Here is a 16,896-nt window from a genome sequence, read left to right as displayed (position 1 = left end):
GGCTCAGTTTCAAGTGCAATGCTAAGCCAGCTTGATTTATTTGGCCGACTTATCCAATTGGTATTCACCTCGACTACGAGAAATCTCTTTCACTTCCGGTGCATCCAATGGGCCTTTCACCGAATATTGAACCTTGGTAAATACATCAACAACAGGTGACAGTACTTTGGTGATAGCAAAAATCGCCACCGCGGTTTGAGGCGCAACGGCAAAAGCGGCAACCAAAGGCACACTTGAGGTTAAGTCAGGGATAAACGTCACTTCCGCATCCACTAAACGCGTATTAAGATCCGCTTGCCCTTTTAAGGATAGATCTCCTGCTGAACCATCCATCTCAAGATCATTCGTGACAAAAATCCCACGCTTAATATCACCACTGCCTTTGATGGAATCAAACGTCATACCGTCATCAAACACACCCGTAAAGTCGAGTTTCATCTTACGAACAATGGAATCTAAACTAAATAAACCTAACAAACGTGCCGCGCCGTTAACATCAGTGATCACGCCATCTTTAAATTCTGTTTTCAAGTGACCATTAAGCGTATTGGTTTTCACTGACCATGGAGCACCATCCCAGTTCGATGTAATCGAAAGATCAAATGACGCTTTTTGAATACCTGAGTTAATCCCAAAGCGAGCCATCACCTCTGAGTTATTCTTACCGGTTAAGCTAAAATCAAAATTAGAATGGCTTTTCTCGCCAGATAACTCCCACCAACCTTTTGCTTGTAGGTGATTTGAACCGGTTTTAAAGTCTAAGTTCTTCCAAACTAACTTATCTTTATCGTGTACAAGTTGCATATCGACAGTACCGACTTTATAACCTTGTAGCCATAGATCATCAATCTTCAACGATAGATTCGGCATGTATTGATGGAACTGACGATCAAACTCAGTAATTAATGGTTCATCTTTCGCTTTATCAGAAATAAGCTGAGCCCCATCATCTTGTTTTTCATCCCATTCAGGAATAAAGATATGCACACTTTTAAGATTCAGGCTTAAATCTTTCTTATTGCGGAAGTTCCCACTACCGACAATCTCACTACTCGATAAATTAAGCTGCCAATCTTGTGGTTTATGGATCCCACTGAGTTTGACTTGATGCCAATCTAAACCACCCAACACTAAGGTTTTGGTATGAATATTTATAATCTCAGGCATCGGAATCGCCGGCATATTGATACTAGCGGTACTGTTGGTGAGCTCTTTTTCACTCGTCGAATCAAGATTACCTTTATTAGGCATCGTCTTAACAACACTAGGATCCACATCCGCAGGCTTCATATTAAGTGAGTGTTCACCATCCATAATGAAATCAAACCAATCATCAGCATTGAACTTATTGGTATTGATCGAGAAATAGTGCCCACCAATTGGGCTCACCTTAAAGTCACCTCGACCAACGATAAGATTCGTCGCCGTCAATACCGGTGTTTCATGACGAATATCAATATCAGCTTGATATTTAGCGGTTGGTAGCGTGATACGAGCATTCACCGTTTCTTGATTACCCGCCGCTTGTAAACGCCCTTTCCCCTTAATCCCTAACCCTTTCCCTAATGGTGCAGGATATTGACTGGTTAAAAATTCCAAATCTGAGTTACCATCAATTTGGTAGGTGAAACCAACATCATTAAGCTGCAAGTCTACTCCAAGCGTCCAAGGTGCATTACCTGATAATGGTTGTAACCAAGAAGAATCAGTTTGTTTCTTTAACTTAGTGATATCGGCATCACCGACTACATCGATATTAACCGCATATCCTTGACCTTGAGTATGGCTATTAAAATCTAACGCAATAGGCTGTTCAAATAAATTGGCTTTTAACCCTGAACCGGTCACAACATCATTTTTAAAATCAATCTTTCCGCTTGCTTGCTCAAGCTTAATCGCGGGGGTTTGTACCGCAATAGGGTTATCTTTTAGTAATGCAAAACCACTGACATCAGGATCCCCTCCATCGAATGGAATAGACAAATTCAGTTCGGCGCTAACTGGGCCGGATACTTGAACAGCCGTCAATGCCGCTCCCACAGAATCCACTAATGGCGTTGACATCATGTAGTCACGTACCGATTCACCTTCGGCTTGCGCTTTAGCATGAATTTCTATGTGACCATCTGGTGCAAGATTAGGAATCACACCATCAATTCGGCTCGCATGCACATCCATCAAGGTTGCAGAATTAGAATGCAAATACATGCTTTGATTTTCAAACAGAAGATCGAGCTGCAAACCGGTGATTGCAGGCCACGTGGTATCAAAGCTAAAACGCCCATTTTCTAGCGGCACTTTAGCCTGAAAAATCCCCTTATGATTGGTATAAGGGAAATCACTGACAGGACCGTACCATAAGATCTGAGCTGTTTTAGCGCTCCCCGCTTGAATCGCACTGGAAAGATAATCGGTTAGATCACGTCCCAACGCTAAAGTGGGTAAATAGCGCCATGTTTCACCAGCCTTTTTAGCATCGGCTTCAACATACAAAGATAGAAATGGCGATTGGTCTTGTGGAAAATCAAGCTGAAATTCACCAATAGCAGACAGATCTGGTGTGGACACTTGAACTTTATCTGCCCAAAGTTTCCAACCAGTTTGATAGTTCTGCCAAACTAAGTTCACTTTACCTTGATCTATATTGAGCGGAGCTTGGAATACCTCACCATAAGGCACGACATCATCTTTTAATGTTGCCTTAATGGATGCGTTATTAGTATCACCGGTTACAGTAGCTGACAGCTTATTAATTCCAGGCAATAAATCCCATTGCTTAATCGCCACCTGATTTAAGGTCGCGGAATAAGTCAGCTTTTCGCTCTGCTTAGGAATATTAACTCGAATATCTTCAATCGTTCCTGATGGCTGTATATGATCTATCCATTTCATTGAGTCCTTTTGATTACTCAATATCCCAACTAATGGCGTCAGATTTTGGATATCTAACCGTGAAAGATTAAAAGCTTGATGCTCAGGCTGCCAATCAAGAGAAAATTGAAATTCAGGCCACTTACCATCATTCGTCTTTATTAAGAGATTTGATCCGTAAACCTTCCAACCTTCAGCATGGGGCTTTAAATTCACCACACCATAGTCAATATCAAGTTGATGCTGGTTATCCTTCCCCCCCCAAACTAAGTGAGAAGGCATTAACTCGACCGTAGCATCTGTAGGTTGGCCTTGCTTAAGCGTAAACCATGAATTTAGACTCACTTGTCCAGAGTCAATGGTGGTCGACTCTTTAATATATTTAGGCATCCAAGGCGTAATACGAATATTTTGTGCTGAGACAAAGAATTGCCCATCAATCTCTCGTAAATCCCCGTTCTCAGAAAAGTTAGCGATCACCGAAACTTTATTTATATTAGCACCCGCAATACTCACAACCCCTTCTGCACTATGCTGATTGACGTTGTTTTCCCAGCGTAAACGATCTATTTCGAGTAACCGAATTTCCCCATTAAGCGAAAGATATTGAATACTCGAATCGGCTAAAGAGAATTCACCTAATTGGCGTAAAAATAAATTTTGGACATTTTTTAGTGGTTCATCAGAGACATCCGATTTAGGCGCGGTTGCATCCTTTTTATTTGGCATTAAAGGCCAGCGGCTGAGATCCGCTCGTAAACCTTCAATTTTGACGTCGGCTAACTTAGGTTTTAAATGAATAAACGAAGAGATAAGATCGATTTCAGCATCCGCTTGATCAACACTCACAATGGGAATAGTTTCACCCGGTAAAAAAACCTGAACGTGTTTTAATGCTAGCGCTGGAGTAATATTACCCCAATAACCACGAATAGAATCAAATCGAACTTCAACACCGGTTGATTTCAATATTTGAGATTCTATTTCATCACGATAGCTATCAAGGCTAGGAAGAAAAAGACGCAGCAACGTGACGCTAACAGCCCATACAACCGCTATCGTTAATATTGTCCATAATAAGATTCGCCATAGGCGCTTGGGCAAGGTCACACTTCTCTCCGCTACATCATCACGACATCAAACTGCTCTTGAATATACAAAGGCTCAGCTTGAATTTTGACTTCTTTACCAATAAACACTTCGAGTTCCGCTAAGGCATGAGACTCTTCACCTTGTAAGGCATCAGCCACCGCAACGGCCGCATAGACAACAAATTTATCCGCATCGTAAGCTCGATTTACTCGGGTTACTTCACGTAAAATTTCATAACATACCGTTTCAACGGTTTTCACCGAGCCACGACCTTTACAAGTCGGACATCCTGAACATAAAACATGTTCAATACTTTCACGAGTACGCTTACGTGTCATTTCAACCAGACCAAGCTGAGTAAAGCCATTGATATTGGTTTTTACCCGATCTTTTGATAATGCCAGCTCAAGTGATTGAATGACTCGACGACGGTGCTCATCTTCTAACATATCAATAAAATCGATGATGATAATGCCACCAAGATTACGCAGGCGAAGTTGACGCGCTATCGCTTGAGTCGCTTCAATATTGGTATTAAAAATAGTTTCTTCTAAGTTGCGTCGACCGACAAAAGCCCCGGTATTAATATCAACCGTGGTCATGGCTTCAGTTTGGTCGATGATCAAATATCCCCCCGATTTCAGTTCAACTTTTCGATCTAATGAGCGTTGAACTTCATTTTCGGTGTCATACATATCGAAAATCGGCTTATCGCCATGATACAGCTCTAATTTGTCGGTTAAGTTCGGGACAAATTCAGCGGTAAACTCAAGTAAAGTATCGAAAGCAATGCGTGAATCGACCTGAATTCGGCTAATTTCTGTTCCGACAAAATCGCGCAAAATACGCTGAGCTAAACCAATCTCACCATACAGCATCGACTTGGTTTTATATTTACTGCGTCGCTCATTAATCTTATTCCATAAGCGCTTTAAAAACGCCGCATCTTGAGACAATTCGTCGCTATCAGCCCCTTCCGCGGCGGTACGAATAATAAAACCACCATGTTCATCACAATAAGGCACTACCGTTTTTTTCAGACGATCACGTTCTGCTTCATCATCAATTCGTTGTGATACACCAACATGCGCAGCACCAGGCATAAAGACTAGATAGCGTGATGGAAGAGTGATATCGGTGGTTAAACGAGCCCCTTTAGTCCCTAAAGGATCTTTGACGACTTGTACGACAAGATCTTGCCCTTGGCGAACCAGTTCTGCGATATCTCTAACCTGAAATTGCTTCTTCTCATTTTCTGCGACACATTCGGTGTGGGGAACAATATCTGAGGCATGTAAAAAAGCCGCTTTATCTAATCCGATGTCCACAAAAGCGGCCTGCATACCAGGCAATACTCGACTGACTTTACCTTTATAAATATTGCCAACAATCCCACGGCGGGATTCACGCTCGATATGAACTTCTTGCAGCAACCCAGCTTCAATCATAGCGACTCGGGTTTCGCTAGGGGTAACGTTAATCTGTAATTCTGCACTCATGATTGTGCCTCATAGTTTTAAACTAAAAATTGATTTAATAACTCATCGGTCTCATATAAAGGTAACCCCATTACAGCATGAAAACTGCCATCAATACGGGAAACGAAACGACCACCAATACCTTGAATGCCATAACCACCAGCTTTATCGCATGGTTCACCAGTTTGCCAATAAGCTTCAATTTCTTGTTCAGTTAAAGATTTAAACCATACATCAGTCACCACAACTTTAGTGAGATGATGAGTCGAAGTTGCGACAGTAACCGATGTCATCACTTGATGCTGCCGGTTAGACAACGACTGCAACATACGTAGACAATCAGCATAATCGTTTGGTTTTTCTAAGACTTGATCATCGACAACAACTATCGTATCAGCACCGAGAACGGGAAACTGTGATTCTTCGGGGATAGATGAGATTAGGACAACACCCGCTTGCGCTTTTTGACGAGAAAGACGTTCAACATATTCTAATGGTAATTCATTGGGTTGCTGTTGTTCTTCAATATTAGGAACAACAATATTGAATTGGTAACCAAGTTGAGTGAGCAGTTCTTTACGTCGAGGAGATCCAGAAGCTAAATAAAAATTAGGGTAATGAGAACTGGAAGAAAAGTGAGACATACTACCTCGCAGGTTGAAAGAATCTTAAAGCGGTAAGTCTTAGCGTCAGTGACCTTACACTTTACGTTATATCATCATTTACATGGCAGAAATAGAAACGGTCAAAATACAAACAGCCACGCTACTATTTCGACACCGTTATAGCTTCCAGATAAGTTATTATTTTCAGAGTACGAGCAGTTTTAAGATCACACTACGCTTGTATGTCAGTGGCAAGTTAACGCATATGCCAGTGTCGTCTCACTCTTCTTAAAAGTAAGAACATCCAAGGCCATAAAATGCAGTTAATCACACCAGACCATAAGAGATGAGGATTAAATTCAATATCTTTAATTAAGAACTCACCAAAGAATTCTAGAAACTCAGCCAATACGGTAAGACTGCCAATGACTACACCTTGCTGCCACAGTGCCATATTACGTAATACTTGGAAATTCAGAGCCACAAGATAAGCAGTAACCGCCATCACGATACCGTGGACACCTAAGGTGGTGCCGATGACAAGATCCCAAAGCAAACCTAAGATTAATGCAGTGCCGACACTGACACGGTGCGGTAATGCTAATATCCAGTAACTGGATACCAGAATCACCCAACTAGGACGCATCATTTCTAATGGACCAGGCCAAGGTACAGCCTGAAGAATCAAAGCGGTAAAAAAAGAGCACCAAATGATTAATTTGCTTCTAAATAAGTGATTAGTCATTTCCTACCACCTGCTCAGATAATTCTATTGTTTGAGCTTGTTTTTGACGCTCTTGATCTGGCCATACAAGCAATAAGTAGCGTAGGCGATCAAATTCAACCACAGGTTTTGCCTCAATTTCGGCGAAAGGAAGACGGTTATCGTTCTTAACACTAGTGACATAAGCAACCGGATAACCTTCAGGATAACGGCCGGCCAAACCAGAAGTCACTAACAAATCCCCCGTTTCAATATGAGTACTCGTTGGGACGTTTTCTAATTGAATGGAATCAATATCACCATCACCAGAGGCAATAACTCGAATATCGTTGCGTAAGACTTGTACCGGAATGGAGCTATTGCTGTCCGTCAGTAATAGCACCCGGCTATTATGAGCAGAGACATTGATCACCTGACCGACAATACCTTTTTCATTGATCACCGGCTGGCCTTCATACACACCATCGGTATGACCTTTATCAATCACGACCTGATGACGATAAGGCGATGAATCGACCGCCATTACTTCAGTAACAACTTTTCGCTCATCTCTCACATAAGGAGAACCTAGCAATTCACGCAAGCGAACATTTTCTTCTTTATATTGCTCAAGGAGTAACAAATTACTTTTTAAGGTCAATACTTCATTCTTTAAAGCGCTATTGGTATTAACCAAGGTTTTCATACTATTCAAGCGTTCATACATTCCATCAAACATGCTTCTCGGTAAATTCGCTGCATATTGGATCGGAGCAACAGAACTATTGAGCAAATAACGAACATTTGAGAAAGTATCTAAACGACTATCAGCCAGCATTAAGCTGGCTGATATAATCAGTGCAAAAAATAAGCGCAATTGTAAAGAAGGGCCGCGGCCAAATATCAATTTCATGCAATTAAATTGTCGTCTCTATTCCTAGTAATAAACTCTACATAAATGAAGTTGCAGAAAGGAGAAATCATATCTCCATACACTGCAACATCAAATAGCTTGAGCTTACTCTTCGCTGAATAGATCGCCACCATGCATATCAATCATTTCAAGTGCTTTACCACCACCAAGCGCAACGCACGTTAATGGTTCATCGGCAACAACAACAGGAATGCCAGTTTCTTCTGTTAGTAAGCGATCTATATCTTTTAGTAATGCCCCACCACCGGTTAGAACCATTCCATTTTCAGAAATATCAGAAGCCAACTCTGGTGGGCATTGCTCAAGAGCAACCATCACCGCAGAAACAATACCTGATAAAGGCTCTTGTAATGCTTCAAGAATTTCATTTGAATTTAGAGTAAAGCTACGAGGTACACCTTCAGCAAGGTTACGACCACGCACTTCCATTTCCATCACTTCGTCGCCAGGGTAAGCCGAACCGATTTCATGTTTAATTTTTTCAGCTGTCGCTTCACCAATTAAGCTACCGTAGTTACGACGAACGTAGTTGATGATCGCTTCATCAAAGCGGTCACCACCGATACGTACAGAAGAAGAGTAAACCACACCATTTAACGAGATAACCGCAACTTCTGTGGTACCACCACCGATATCAACCACCATTGAACCGGTTGGCTCAGAAACACGAAGGCCAGCACCAATTGCTGCTGCCATTGGCTCATCAATAAGGTAAACCTCACGAGCACCAGCACCTAATGCTGATTCACGAATCGCGCGTCGCTCAACTTGAGTTGAACCACAAGGAACACATACCAATACGCGAGGGCTTGGTTTTAAAACGCTATTGTCATGCACTTGTTTAATGAAGTGCTGCAACATTTTTTCTGTCACATAAAAGTCAGCGATCACACCGTCTTTCATTGGACGAATGGCTGAAATATTACCTGGAGTACGACCAAGCATTTGCTTAGCTTCATGACCGACAGCTGCGACAGTTTTCGCTGTACTATTACGATCTTGACGGATCGCAACAACAGAAGGCTCATCAAGAACAATGCCTTGACCTTTAACATAAATAAGTGTGTTGGCTGTACCTAGATCTATTGAAAGATCATTTGAAAACATACCACGAAGTTTCTTGAACATATTCTTCGTTATCCTAAGAGCATAGAAGGAAATAAAATTGTGCTAAATGTACCAATGCCTTGCACTATCGGCAAGCATTAACCGTACTCAGAGTAAGAATAGGCGGTATTCTTACATAAAGTTAACTCAAGGTCAGGAAAAAGATGGAATTCGGATCTCGATGCTCGGGCGTTGCACTTCTCGTCATTCGAAAAAGCAAAGGCGCGGGTCGCGTAACGAGTTACGAGAAACGAAGTGCTCGAGAGGCGCTTCCTAAGGACTAGGAACCCGCCCCCTATCACCTAATTCGCGGTTAAATTCGGCTCTCCACGATAAATAATGCGATCATTCCCTCGGTAAGCACCAAAAGAAACCACAGAAGAAGGATCTTCATCCCCTTTATCTCGCCAGTTAAATTGCAACCAAGGTTGTTCGATATTTTCTGAATTTTTCCAGCCATCAATCGTCGCATTGAGCTCATCATCGGCTGCAGGTTCAGAATTATTGCCAAACCCGCCTGAGATATTACCTTGCCTCAAGAATAAGCGAACCGTTTCTCTCGTAGCGGTACTTTGTTTCGCTTGCACTCGGCTCGATTTACCATTGGCGACTGAAAGAAAAGAAGATGATGCAGAACTGGTCAGTTGCGCACTACTACCACTAGCATTACTCATCACGTAATACACGTCGGTTTTAAAGTGGCTGCCATTATCATCGTTATTGACCACAAAATTTGTGTTATCCCAATACTCGACTCGTAGCGGAACCGATATAGGCCCACCAATCGGCCCACTCACCGCATCTAATGCCATACGACCATAGCGAAAATCTGGCTGAGTAAAAAAGGCGACGCCAATATTATCCAGCCCATTACGAGTCTTAAAAGTACCAGAATCAGCTAAGTCTTGAACAAAATTAACATGATCATCATTACTGAACGTCGTATTAGAAGGGTCAACCATGACTCCAAACACTGAATTGTCACGATCATAAGGCCCATCAGGGTTTGTGGTATAAGGAGAATTACTCGAGTGATCTTTCAAGAACATAAAGTCGTTAGAATGAAACTCATAAGTCGCTTTGTCCCAATTATTTAAGCTTTGATTATCGCCAGCAATAAAGCGCTCACTCAAACTATCTCCATCGATAGTGGTTCCAAAAACGATCGACTTTTCAATGGCCTCAACCATTAAGCTTGCTTTTAATTTATCAGCAAAATAACCATAGTTTTCGGTATCACTGTCAGAAGCACTTTTCGCTTTCACTCTATAATCCATAGCAATAGGCTGATTCATATAGGCAAAACCATTGTGTCCGCTGGCATAATCCCAGTTATTGTCATTTTCAAGCTTAAAATGATGTGGGTAAAAACGGCCAATTTCGCGATAACCTCGGTTGATATCCATTCCTAAGTAATCCGCGTTACTATCAGCATTGACGGCGAGACTCCCGACCTCTTGCCACGTAACATCATTAAAAGTGTAATGATCATCACCAGAATTTAGCACAGCATCATGTTCTCGCTCTAAACTGCCACCATCCGTCGCTTGAATACCCGAACCTAATCGACCATCAATTGGCGTCGCAAGTTCACTCCCCATAACGACGGTCGCGGTTTGTGCTTGAGTGAGCAGGAAGTTTTTCGTCACATTGGCATTACAGTAATGGCTAACATCGATATCCCCTGTAAGAGATCCACCACTTTGCCAAACAATCGGCTTAACCTCTAAATTGAATTTTTCACCGGCTGCGATAAACCCAATACCACCATCTGAATCCCCACTCATATCTTGATTGGTTGGGCTACAGACTGCAAACGTCCAGGGGCGAACATCAACATTAATTAAACCTTGCAGTGTCGTGATATTTTCAGTGCTATCGTCGTCATTAGTGACTTCACACCCATCATAATCAGTCGGACAAACAAAGTCAGGATCGGTCAGAGTGAAGTTTAAAGAGCCGGATTCCTCATAGTTCAAATAAGCGCTGGATTTTGCCTCATCAGTAAAGTTCAAAGTGACATCACTAGCGCTATAGCTGCCATTTTGAGCCGCACTGACTTCTAAATCGCCATCAACTGCACCTTGATTAAGGGTTGGCTTAGTTAAACTAATATTGGTAATCGTGAGATCTTTATCACCGCTATAACCTTGTACTGGCGTAACCTGATCATTTTTACAAGCGAGTACTTGTACATCAAATTGTGTTGGATGCCCTGCCACGGCTTTTACTGTGTCAGCGAAAAATTTGTAAGGGCCAAACAATAGCTTACCGGAATCTTTCGCATCGGAATCATCGGTTAACTCGGCATTCACTGTATATTCTTGCAAAGTAGCAGACTTAACAGGAACGACTACTTCACCTTGATTTGGGGTGTAAATATAATCGCTATTTTTAGTGCCCACAGTAGGAGCGCTTGGTGTTAAACCATCAGGAAATGTCGCGGTAATCGTACCATCGTAATCGGTGGCCACACTGCCATCATCGCTGTAAACAGTAAACGTCACTTCTGGTGCTTGGCATAGTAATGCGAATTGATTGTCAGGGGTGACGTCAAGGGTGTAATGAGTTGATGGGGTGGGCTCGGAGCATCGACCAGCTGAAATAATCTTAATGCCAGCAGTATCCATTTGTAACTTATTTGCTGTAACCGCACCGTAAATATCAATACTATTACTTAAAATAACATTTTTCGCCAATATATAGCCATCGTAATCCATATTCGGATTACTGATGGTTATAGTCGCTTCTGGGCCATATAATAATGAACTATCAGCCCCATCAGCATATTTAAAGGCAATAGAGTTATTAAACGTCCAACTAGCCAAGATATTTACTCGTACATTATCTTCAAAAATAATAGTAGGTGCTTGAGAAAATATAGCAGTATTAACCGTAATAACACTATCGGCTTTAAATATCACCTCAACGTTATTTGAGTTAACATCCAAAGTCTTAATAGTACGCTCTCCATCGAGAACTATCTTGTAATGTTCCCCATTGTAGCTAGCGACAGTTAGTTTATTGATATCTTTATCTATTGTTACAGTTGTTCCGGTGCTATCAGTATAACGACTACATAAATCAGAGGTATCACACATTTGATAGCCATCACCAGGATTATAAGGGGGTGTAATACTGACATCAGCGGAACCATCACTCACAGGGAAGTTAGCATTTACTCGCGGGGGCGGTGAGACTTTTCTTGTATCAACCTTCTCTCCACCTGTATCACAAGGTGCTGTTTCGCAAGTACCTACAGCATGTAAGTTACTTGTATCTGTTGTCAGATCAAATCCGACTTTAAGTACATCAATGGTTCCATATTCACCATCAGTATAACCATCTTCAATATAGTTATCTTGAACGTAACCACCACTCCAGCCGATAATAGACTGCCCATTCTTACCATTATTCATTATTAACTGACTAGGACTATAGCCAGAATAATCTGACGTACCTTGAGTTATCCAACTTTGTGCTGGTTCAGGGAAGTATTCACACCAGTCAATATCTGGCTCCACTGGTGTTTCAGGAACCTCATCGTCAAACTTACAATCCAGATCGGCATTACCAACTACGGTTAATTCCGCATTACCATTATCTAAATCTTTTTGAGCCGACCCCACCTCTTGCCATACCGAGCTTTGTGCCTCTTTACGATAATAAATAAAAGTGCTGTTATTATCTGTATAGGAAATTCTCAGATCATAACTTTTGCCCGCAACCAAGGTATCTTCATAGATAACTGGCGAATTAGCATTGCTGGTAGACCAAACCAATACTTCTTCCTTCCCTCTACCGCTTTTCTTAAACTTCAATTCGTAAGTTTGTGATGGCTGATAAATTGTTATCTTCATTGTTATCGCCATGTTTTGCTGCGATTTCACAGAACACGAGCCCGCCGCCCACACCGAAATCGGCATCAAGACAAAAAACAACACCATTAATTTTGTTAAATAACGCATCCATTCCAACCTGACGCCACCAATAAGGCATAAAGGATACCACTGCAAAGCAGCACCATCCATTCAGTAAATCAATTAAGAGAACATAATTTTATCATTTAACCCAGCTTAATCTCGCCACTGAATTCAAATCTCACAGATACAGGAAAACCCTGATAACTTTAACGTTTTCAGGGTTTTCTATTTTCATCTAATTATAGTGCTATCGTAAGCGACTTTAATTATCCGTCAACTGCTCTTCACCACGGAAAATAATTCGGTCATTACCACGATAAGCACCAAAATTGACGACAGTAGAAGGATCTTCATCGCCTTGATCTCGCCAGTTAAACTGTAACCAAGGTTGGTCGATTGATTCACTATTATTCCATTCACAATCCACACTTGCTGGTTGTGGATTACTATGGTGGAAATCCCCATCATTACTACCTTGACGTAAGAAGATACGGACCATTTCACGCAGAGCCGTCGATTGCTTGGCTTGAACGATTGACGATTTACCATCACTCACTAAATGAAAAATCTTGTCATTGTCAGTATCCGTCAATAACGCGCTCCCACTCGATTCGCTCGTATCCTCATTAACCGCGCAATAAACATTGGTTTTAAATTGGCTGCCATTGTCGTCTTGGTTGACTTCATAATTGTTACCACTCCAAAATTCAGCACGTAATGGCACGGATACAGGGCCACCAATTGGACTACTCACGCTGTCTAACACCATACGGCCATAACGAAAATCAGGTTTCTCGCTGAATGCCATTGCTTTTTCATTTAATGTATCGACCGTAAAACTATTGTCATTATCATTAAAATCAAAGTTCACTTGATCCGTGGTTTCATCTGTAACCTCCATCCCCCAATTTGAATCATCGGTATCAAATGGGCCATCCGGAGTCGAAACATAAGGTTCGGTCGATTCGGCTAATTTAAAGAACTCAAAGTTATCAGTAGTATAAACATACTGTGCGTTGCGGTCTGATACTGGTGTGACTGAGCTCCAACCGGTATCGGTTCCTTTATCTCCGACATAAAAACGCTCATCTAAGTTCATGTTGTGCTCATCCACACCAACCAGTTTTAATTGAGCTTGTAGGCTTTCGGTGAAATAGCCATAGTTTTGCGTCGGCTGATCATTGGCATTTCGAGCTTCTACCGTATAAGACATACCAATAGGTTGGTTCATATAAGCAAAACCATTATGCCCTTCAGCGTAGCTCCAAGTATTTTCTAGAATCGATAAATGATCTGGATAAAAACGTCCGATATTACGGTAGCCTTGGTTGATATTCATACCGTAATAATCTTCAGCAGTATCCATTTTCACGGTTAACACGCCAACTTCCGACCAAGCCAATTGAGAGAAATTATAATAGCCACTTTCCCCGGTACCACTACTCTCTGTATTCGCCAAAGATTGAGTACCCGACAACGAACCTGCATGACCAACATCGGCACTCGGTTGTGCCAACTCATAACTCAATTGCATCGTCGAATCCGGTGAGCCTGATGATAAATAGTTTTGTGTAATTGGTTTATCACACATATCGGTGACATCAATATTCTCAGCACCAATTACAGGATCGGTATTTCCAGACACCCAGCGTAATGGACGTACATATAAATCAAATTCTTGACCTGCCGCTTTATAACCTAAGCTGGCACTATCGGTGATCGTTCCATCCATTTTCGAACCTTGAGCATCACAAATCGCAAATGTCCATGGACGAGCATAAACGGTAAAGCCCCCTTTCATCACACCATCAGACTGACCATCTTCACCTATTGGACAACCTTCATACCCAGTACAGTCAAAGTTTTTGTCTTCTATGGTTACGGCAACTTTACCCGAATCAGTGAACGTTAAATCCGTTGACGTTTCGCCATTATCTTCACTCGCGAACACAGGTTCAAAACTTAACGTTCCAACACCACCATTAGGCTCTTGTAGTGTAGAGCTGACCTCTGGCGTCCCCGAGTAACTTACTGCGACTTTGTCATGAGTACCACTATCACAAGCTAAGGCTCTCACTTCAACCGATTGTGCTTTATTCGCAATCACATGCTGATCGTCAATATAAAAAGCAAAAGGGACAAATTCGATGTTACCAGTATCGACTTGGCTAGTATCATCCGCCAACTCACCTTTCACTTCATAAGACTTATACTCGCCAGAAGAAACCGGCACGATCACTTGCCCATCAACCGGTTGATAAACATTATTATCCGCATCGATGACTTTACCTTGGATAATATTGGCGTTATCTGGCACTAAGCCATTCGGGAATGTGGCATTGATATAACCATCGTAATCAGTGGCAATTTCACCGCTATCATCTTTGACGGTAAACGTGATATTCGGCGCATCACAGCTTAGCGAATACCCGTCATCCGGTGTGACTTCTATCGTGTAGCTGGCATCAGGATCTGGTTGAGGACAAGCCACACCCGGAATTGAATAGACATAACTATAATCCGAACCACCCGTTATCGTAACTTGTGGAGCAGAAAGTGCTCCTGAAAACTGAAAACGTTGGGTCGATTCAATATCAACCCCTTTCGTTGATTCTGGCGAGATATACCACAATGCATTGATATATGTATCACTGTGGGGGTTATTTAAACCAGAATCAGGCCCATGTCCGAGCAACATTAAATTCGTTGGAGAGTACTCACCACGGATCGAATCAATCGTTTCTGGCGTTTGTGAGAACTCATTACTACGATTGGTATCCGCATTAACAAATACCCTGTCACCACCGAAATTAATATGGTTGTAATGAATAATAACTTGGCCATCACCCGCCGTTTTTAATATCGATCCATTCTTACTGAAATCTAGCATATCAATCCAATAAGTACCCGCCGTTAACACGACTACGCTGGCATTATTCGCAAATGCAATCGTGGAATAATTCCCTGGACTAGCCGTCACTTCACCGTTATCAATCCCTTGAATCGCGTCGCCAGAGGGGTCAAATACATCAAGCATTGGAGGTGCGCCATCAAAGGCATCTAAATTAGGATCAATATTACACTCAAGCGCAGCATGAGTTTCATTACTGGCCGGGAATGTTCCATCTTCATTACGATAAACACAACCACTCGATGGGGTGCCCACATTTGATGGGTAGATACTATTATCTGCCGCACTAAAGCCTAAAACGCCCTCTTCATCTAAATAAATACGGTTACCGCCACCGCCATTACCGTCTTTAACCACGATAGGAACCGATACTTTCCCTTGGTCATCATACACGTTGCCCTGAAGCCCACTTGGGAAGAAAGTACAGAGATCGGGATCCGGTTCAGGCTCCGGCGGAGTTGGATCAGGATCGCCACAACTGCCCTCACCGTTAAACACGTTATCAGTACCGCTTAAAGAGACAGCATTCGCCGCCAGACCGCCATAAAAGATAGAGTTGCTGCCACCGAGTGTTAAACCTTGAGCTGATTCATTTGCCACATAATAATGAGCGAAAGAAGTAATGGCAGCAGAGTCATGTTCTGTTAATACCGCGGCCTCTGGTCCATGCCCGATAAAAAGTACGTTTTTAGGATCACCACCATCATTAATATAAACCCGCGTATTACTGCCCGTATGGGGAATAATTAATTGCTTATAATGAATGACGACAGGGCCATTCACCGCAAGTGACGCGTTATCGCCTCCAAATGTGATGGTATCAAACCAATATTCTCCACTTTCTAATGTCTGCGTTTCCCCCGCAGCAATGGAAAGAAGCTCACCAGTAAAATGATCTTCTAACACAAAAGGGTATCCCGGTGTCAGCTTATTAGGGTCAACTTTACAAGCAACGGGACCACCGGCTTCAGGATAAAAACAATCTGAAGAAAAGGTAGAATTAAACGACATGTTGGTGTCATCGGAAGGCAAATAAATTTTATTTCCAGCTCCAGGAGTCGTCGACAAATTGCCATAGACACTACCACCGGCATAATAATTACTTTGCAAGGTGTCGGGAACTAACTCACAAACATCGGGGATAGCTGCAGGAGGTTCAACCGAACCGGATTCACACGACAAGTCATCCGCCCCGCCTTCAGTAAAAATAGACTCACCATTATGAAAATCCACCGGTTCGGTCATATATGGACCCACCCAGTTTGCAAGTGA

9 protein-coding genes are annotated in these 16,896 nt (G+C 42.2%); all 9 read right to left on the bottom strand.

Going from position 1 to position 16,896, the window contains the following annotated elements; translation table 11 throughout:
• Positions 1–36 precede the first annotated feature (36 nt).
• The 9 genes from VRUMOI_RS02745 to VRUMOI_RS02705 all read right to left on the bottom strand — a co-directional run bounded on the left by VRUMOI_RS02745 (position 37) and on the right by VRUMOI_RS02705 (position 16,869).
• Positions 37–3,981, bottom strand: a complete 3,945-nt coding sequence (locus tag VRUMOI_RS02745; protein WP_089137960.1) for a YhdP family protein — start codon at positions 3,979–3,981, stop codon at positions 37–39.
• Between the two features lie 11 nt (positions 3,982–3,992).
• Positions 3,993–5,462: a ribonuclease G gene (gene rng, locus VRUMOI_RS02740; protein ID WP_089137961.1), complete on the bottom strand. Its 1,470-nt coding sequence runs from the start codon at positions 5,460–5,462 to the stop codon at positions 3,993–3,995.
• 17 nt (positions 5,463–5,479) lie between these two features.
• Positions 5,480–6,085, bottom strand: a complete 606-nt coding sequence (locus tag VRUMOI_RS02735; RefSeq protein ID WP_089137962.1) for a Maf family protein — start codon at positions 6,083–6,085, stop codon at positions 5,480–5,482.
• 217 nt (positions 6,086–6,302) lie between these two features.
• Positions 6,303–6,791 carry a rod shape-determining protein MreD gene (mreD, locus tag VRUMOI_RS02730; RefSeq protein WP_089137963.1) on the bottom strand — a complete coding sequence of 163 codons (489 nt, stop codon included), beginning with the start codon at positions 6,789–6,791 and terminating at the stop codon, positions 6,303–6,305.
• Positions 6,784–7,662 (bottom strand): rod shape-determining protein MreC, encoded by an 879-nt coding sequence (gene mreC, locus VRUMOI_RS02725; RefSeq protein ID WP_089137964.1) that lies wholly within the window; start codon positions 7,660–7,662, stop codon positions 6,784–6,786. The genes mreD and mreC overlap by 8 nt, the downstream gene beginning before the upstream one ends.
• A 105-nt stretch (positions 7,663–7,767) precedes the next feature.
• On the bottom strand, positions 7,768–8,811 hold the full coding sequence (locus VRUMOI_RS02720; protein ID WP_089137965.1) for a rod shape-determining protein: 1,044 nt from the start codon (positions 8,809–8,811) through the stop codon (positions 7,768–7,770).
• A gap of 281 nt (positions 8,812–9,092) precedes the next feature.
• Positions 9,093–12,650, bottom strand: coding sequence for a DUF6701 domain-containing protein (locus VRUMOI_RS02715; protein WP_162598332.1), 3,558 nt, complete (start codon positions 12,648–12,650; stop codon positions 9,093–9,095).
• On the bottom strand, positions 12,601–12,789 hold the full coding sequence (locus VRUMOI_RS02710) for a hypothetical protein (protein ID WP_089137967.1): 189 nt from the start codon (positions 12,787–12,789) through the stop codon (positions 12,601–12,603). Before VRUMOI_RS02710 ends, VRUMOI_RS02715 begins: the two co-directional genes overlap by 50 nt.
• A gap of 186 nt (positions 12,790–12,975) precedes the next feature.
• Complete coding sequence (locus VRUMOI_RS02705) at positions 12,976–16,869, bottom strand: DUF6701 domain-containing protein (protein ID WP_089137968.1); 3,894 nt, start codon at positions 16,867–16,869, stop codon at positions 12,976–12,978.
• Positions 16,870–16,896 lie beyond the last annotated feature (27 nt).

This window comes from Vibrio rumoiensis, from assembly GCF_002218045.2.
In the GTDB taxonomy this organism is placed as follows: Bacteria; Pseudomonadota; Gammaproteobacteria; order Enterobacterales; family Vibrionaceae; genus Vibrio; species Vibrio rumoiensis.
Note: the sequence above shows the minus strand (reverse complement) of the source record. Positions and strands in the feature narration are given on the sequence as shown.

Coding starts and splice junctions, on each gene's coding strand:
- mreC (WP_089137964.1), bottom strand. CDS start 7,662: ATGAAATTGATATTTGGCCGCGGCCCTTCTTTACAATTGCGCTTATTT.
- rng (WP_089137961.1), bottom strand. CDS start 5,462: ATGAGTGCAGAATTACAGATTAACGTTACCCCTAGCGAAACCCGAGTC.
- VRUMOI_RS02710 (WP_089137967.1), bottom strand. CDS start 12,789: ATGCCTTATTGGTGGCGTCAGGTTGGAATGGATGCGTTATTTAACAAA.
- VRUMOI_RS02705 (WP_089137968.1), bottom strand. CDS start 16,869: ATGACCGAACCGGTGGATTTTCATAATGGTGAGTCTATTTTTACTGAA.
- VRUMOI_RS02720 (WP_089137965.1), bottom strand. CDS start 8,811: ATGTTCAAGAAACTTCGTGGTATGTTTTCAAATGATCTTTCAATAGAT.
- VRUMOI_RS02715 (WP_162598332.1), bottom strand. CDS start 12,650: ATGAAGATAACAATTTATCAGCCATCACAAACTTACGAATTGAAGTTT.
- mreD (WP_089137963.1), bottom strand. CDS start 6,791: ATGACTAATCACTTATTTAGAAGCAAATTAATCATTTGGTGCTCTTTT.
- VRUMOI_RS02735 (WP_089137962.1), bottom strand. CDS start 6,085: ATGTCTCACTTTTCTTCCAGTTCTCATTACCCTAATTTTTATTTAGCT.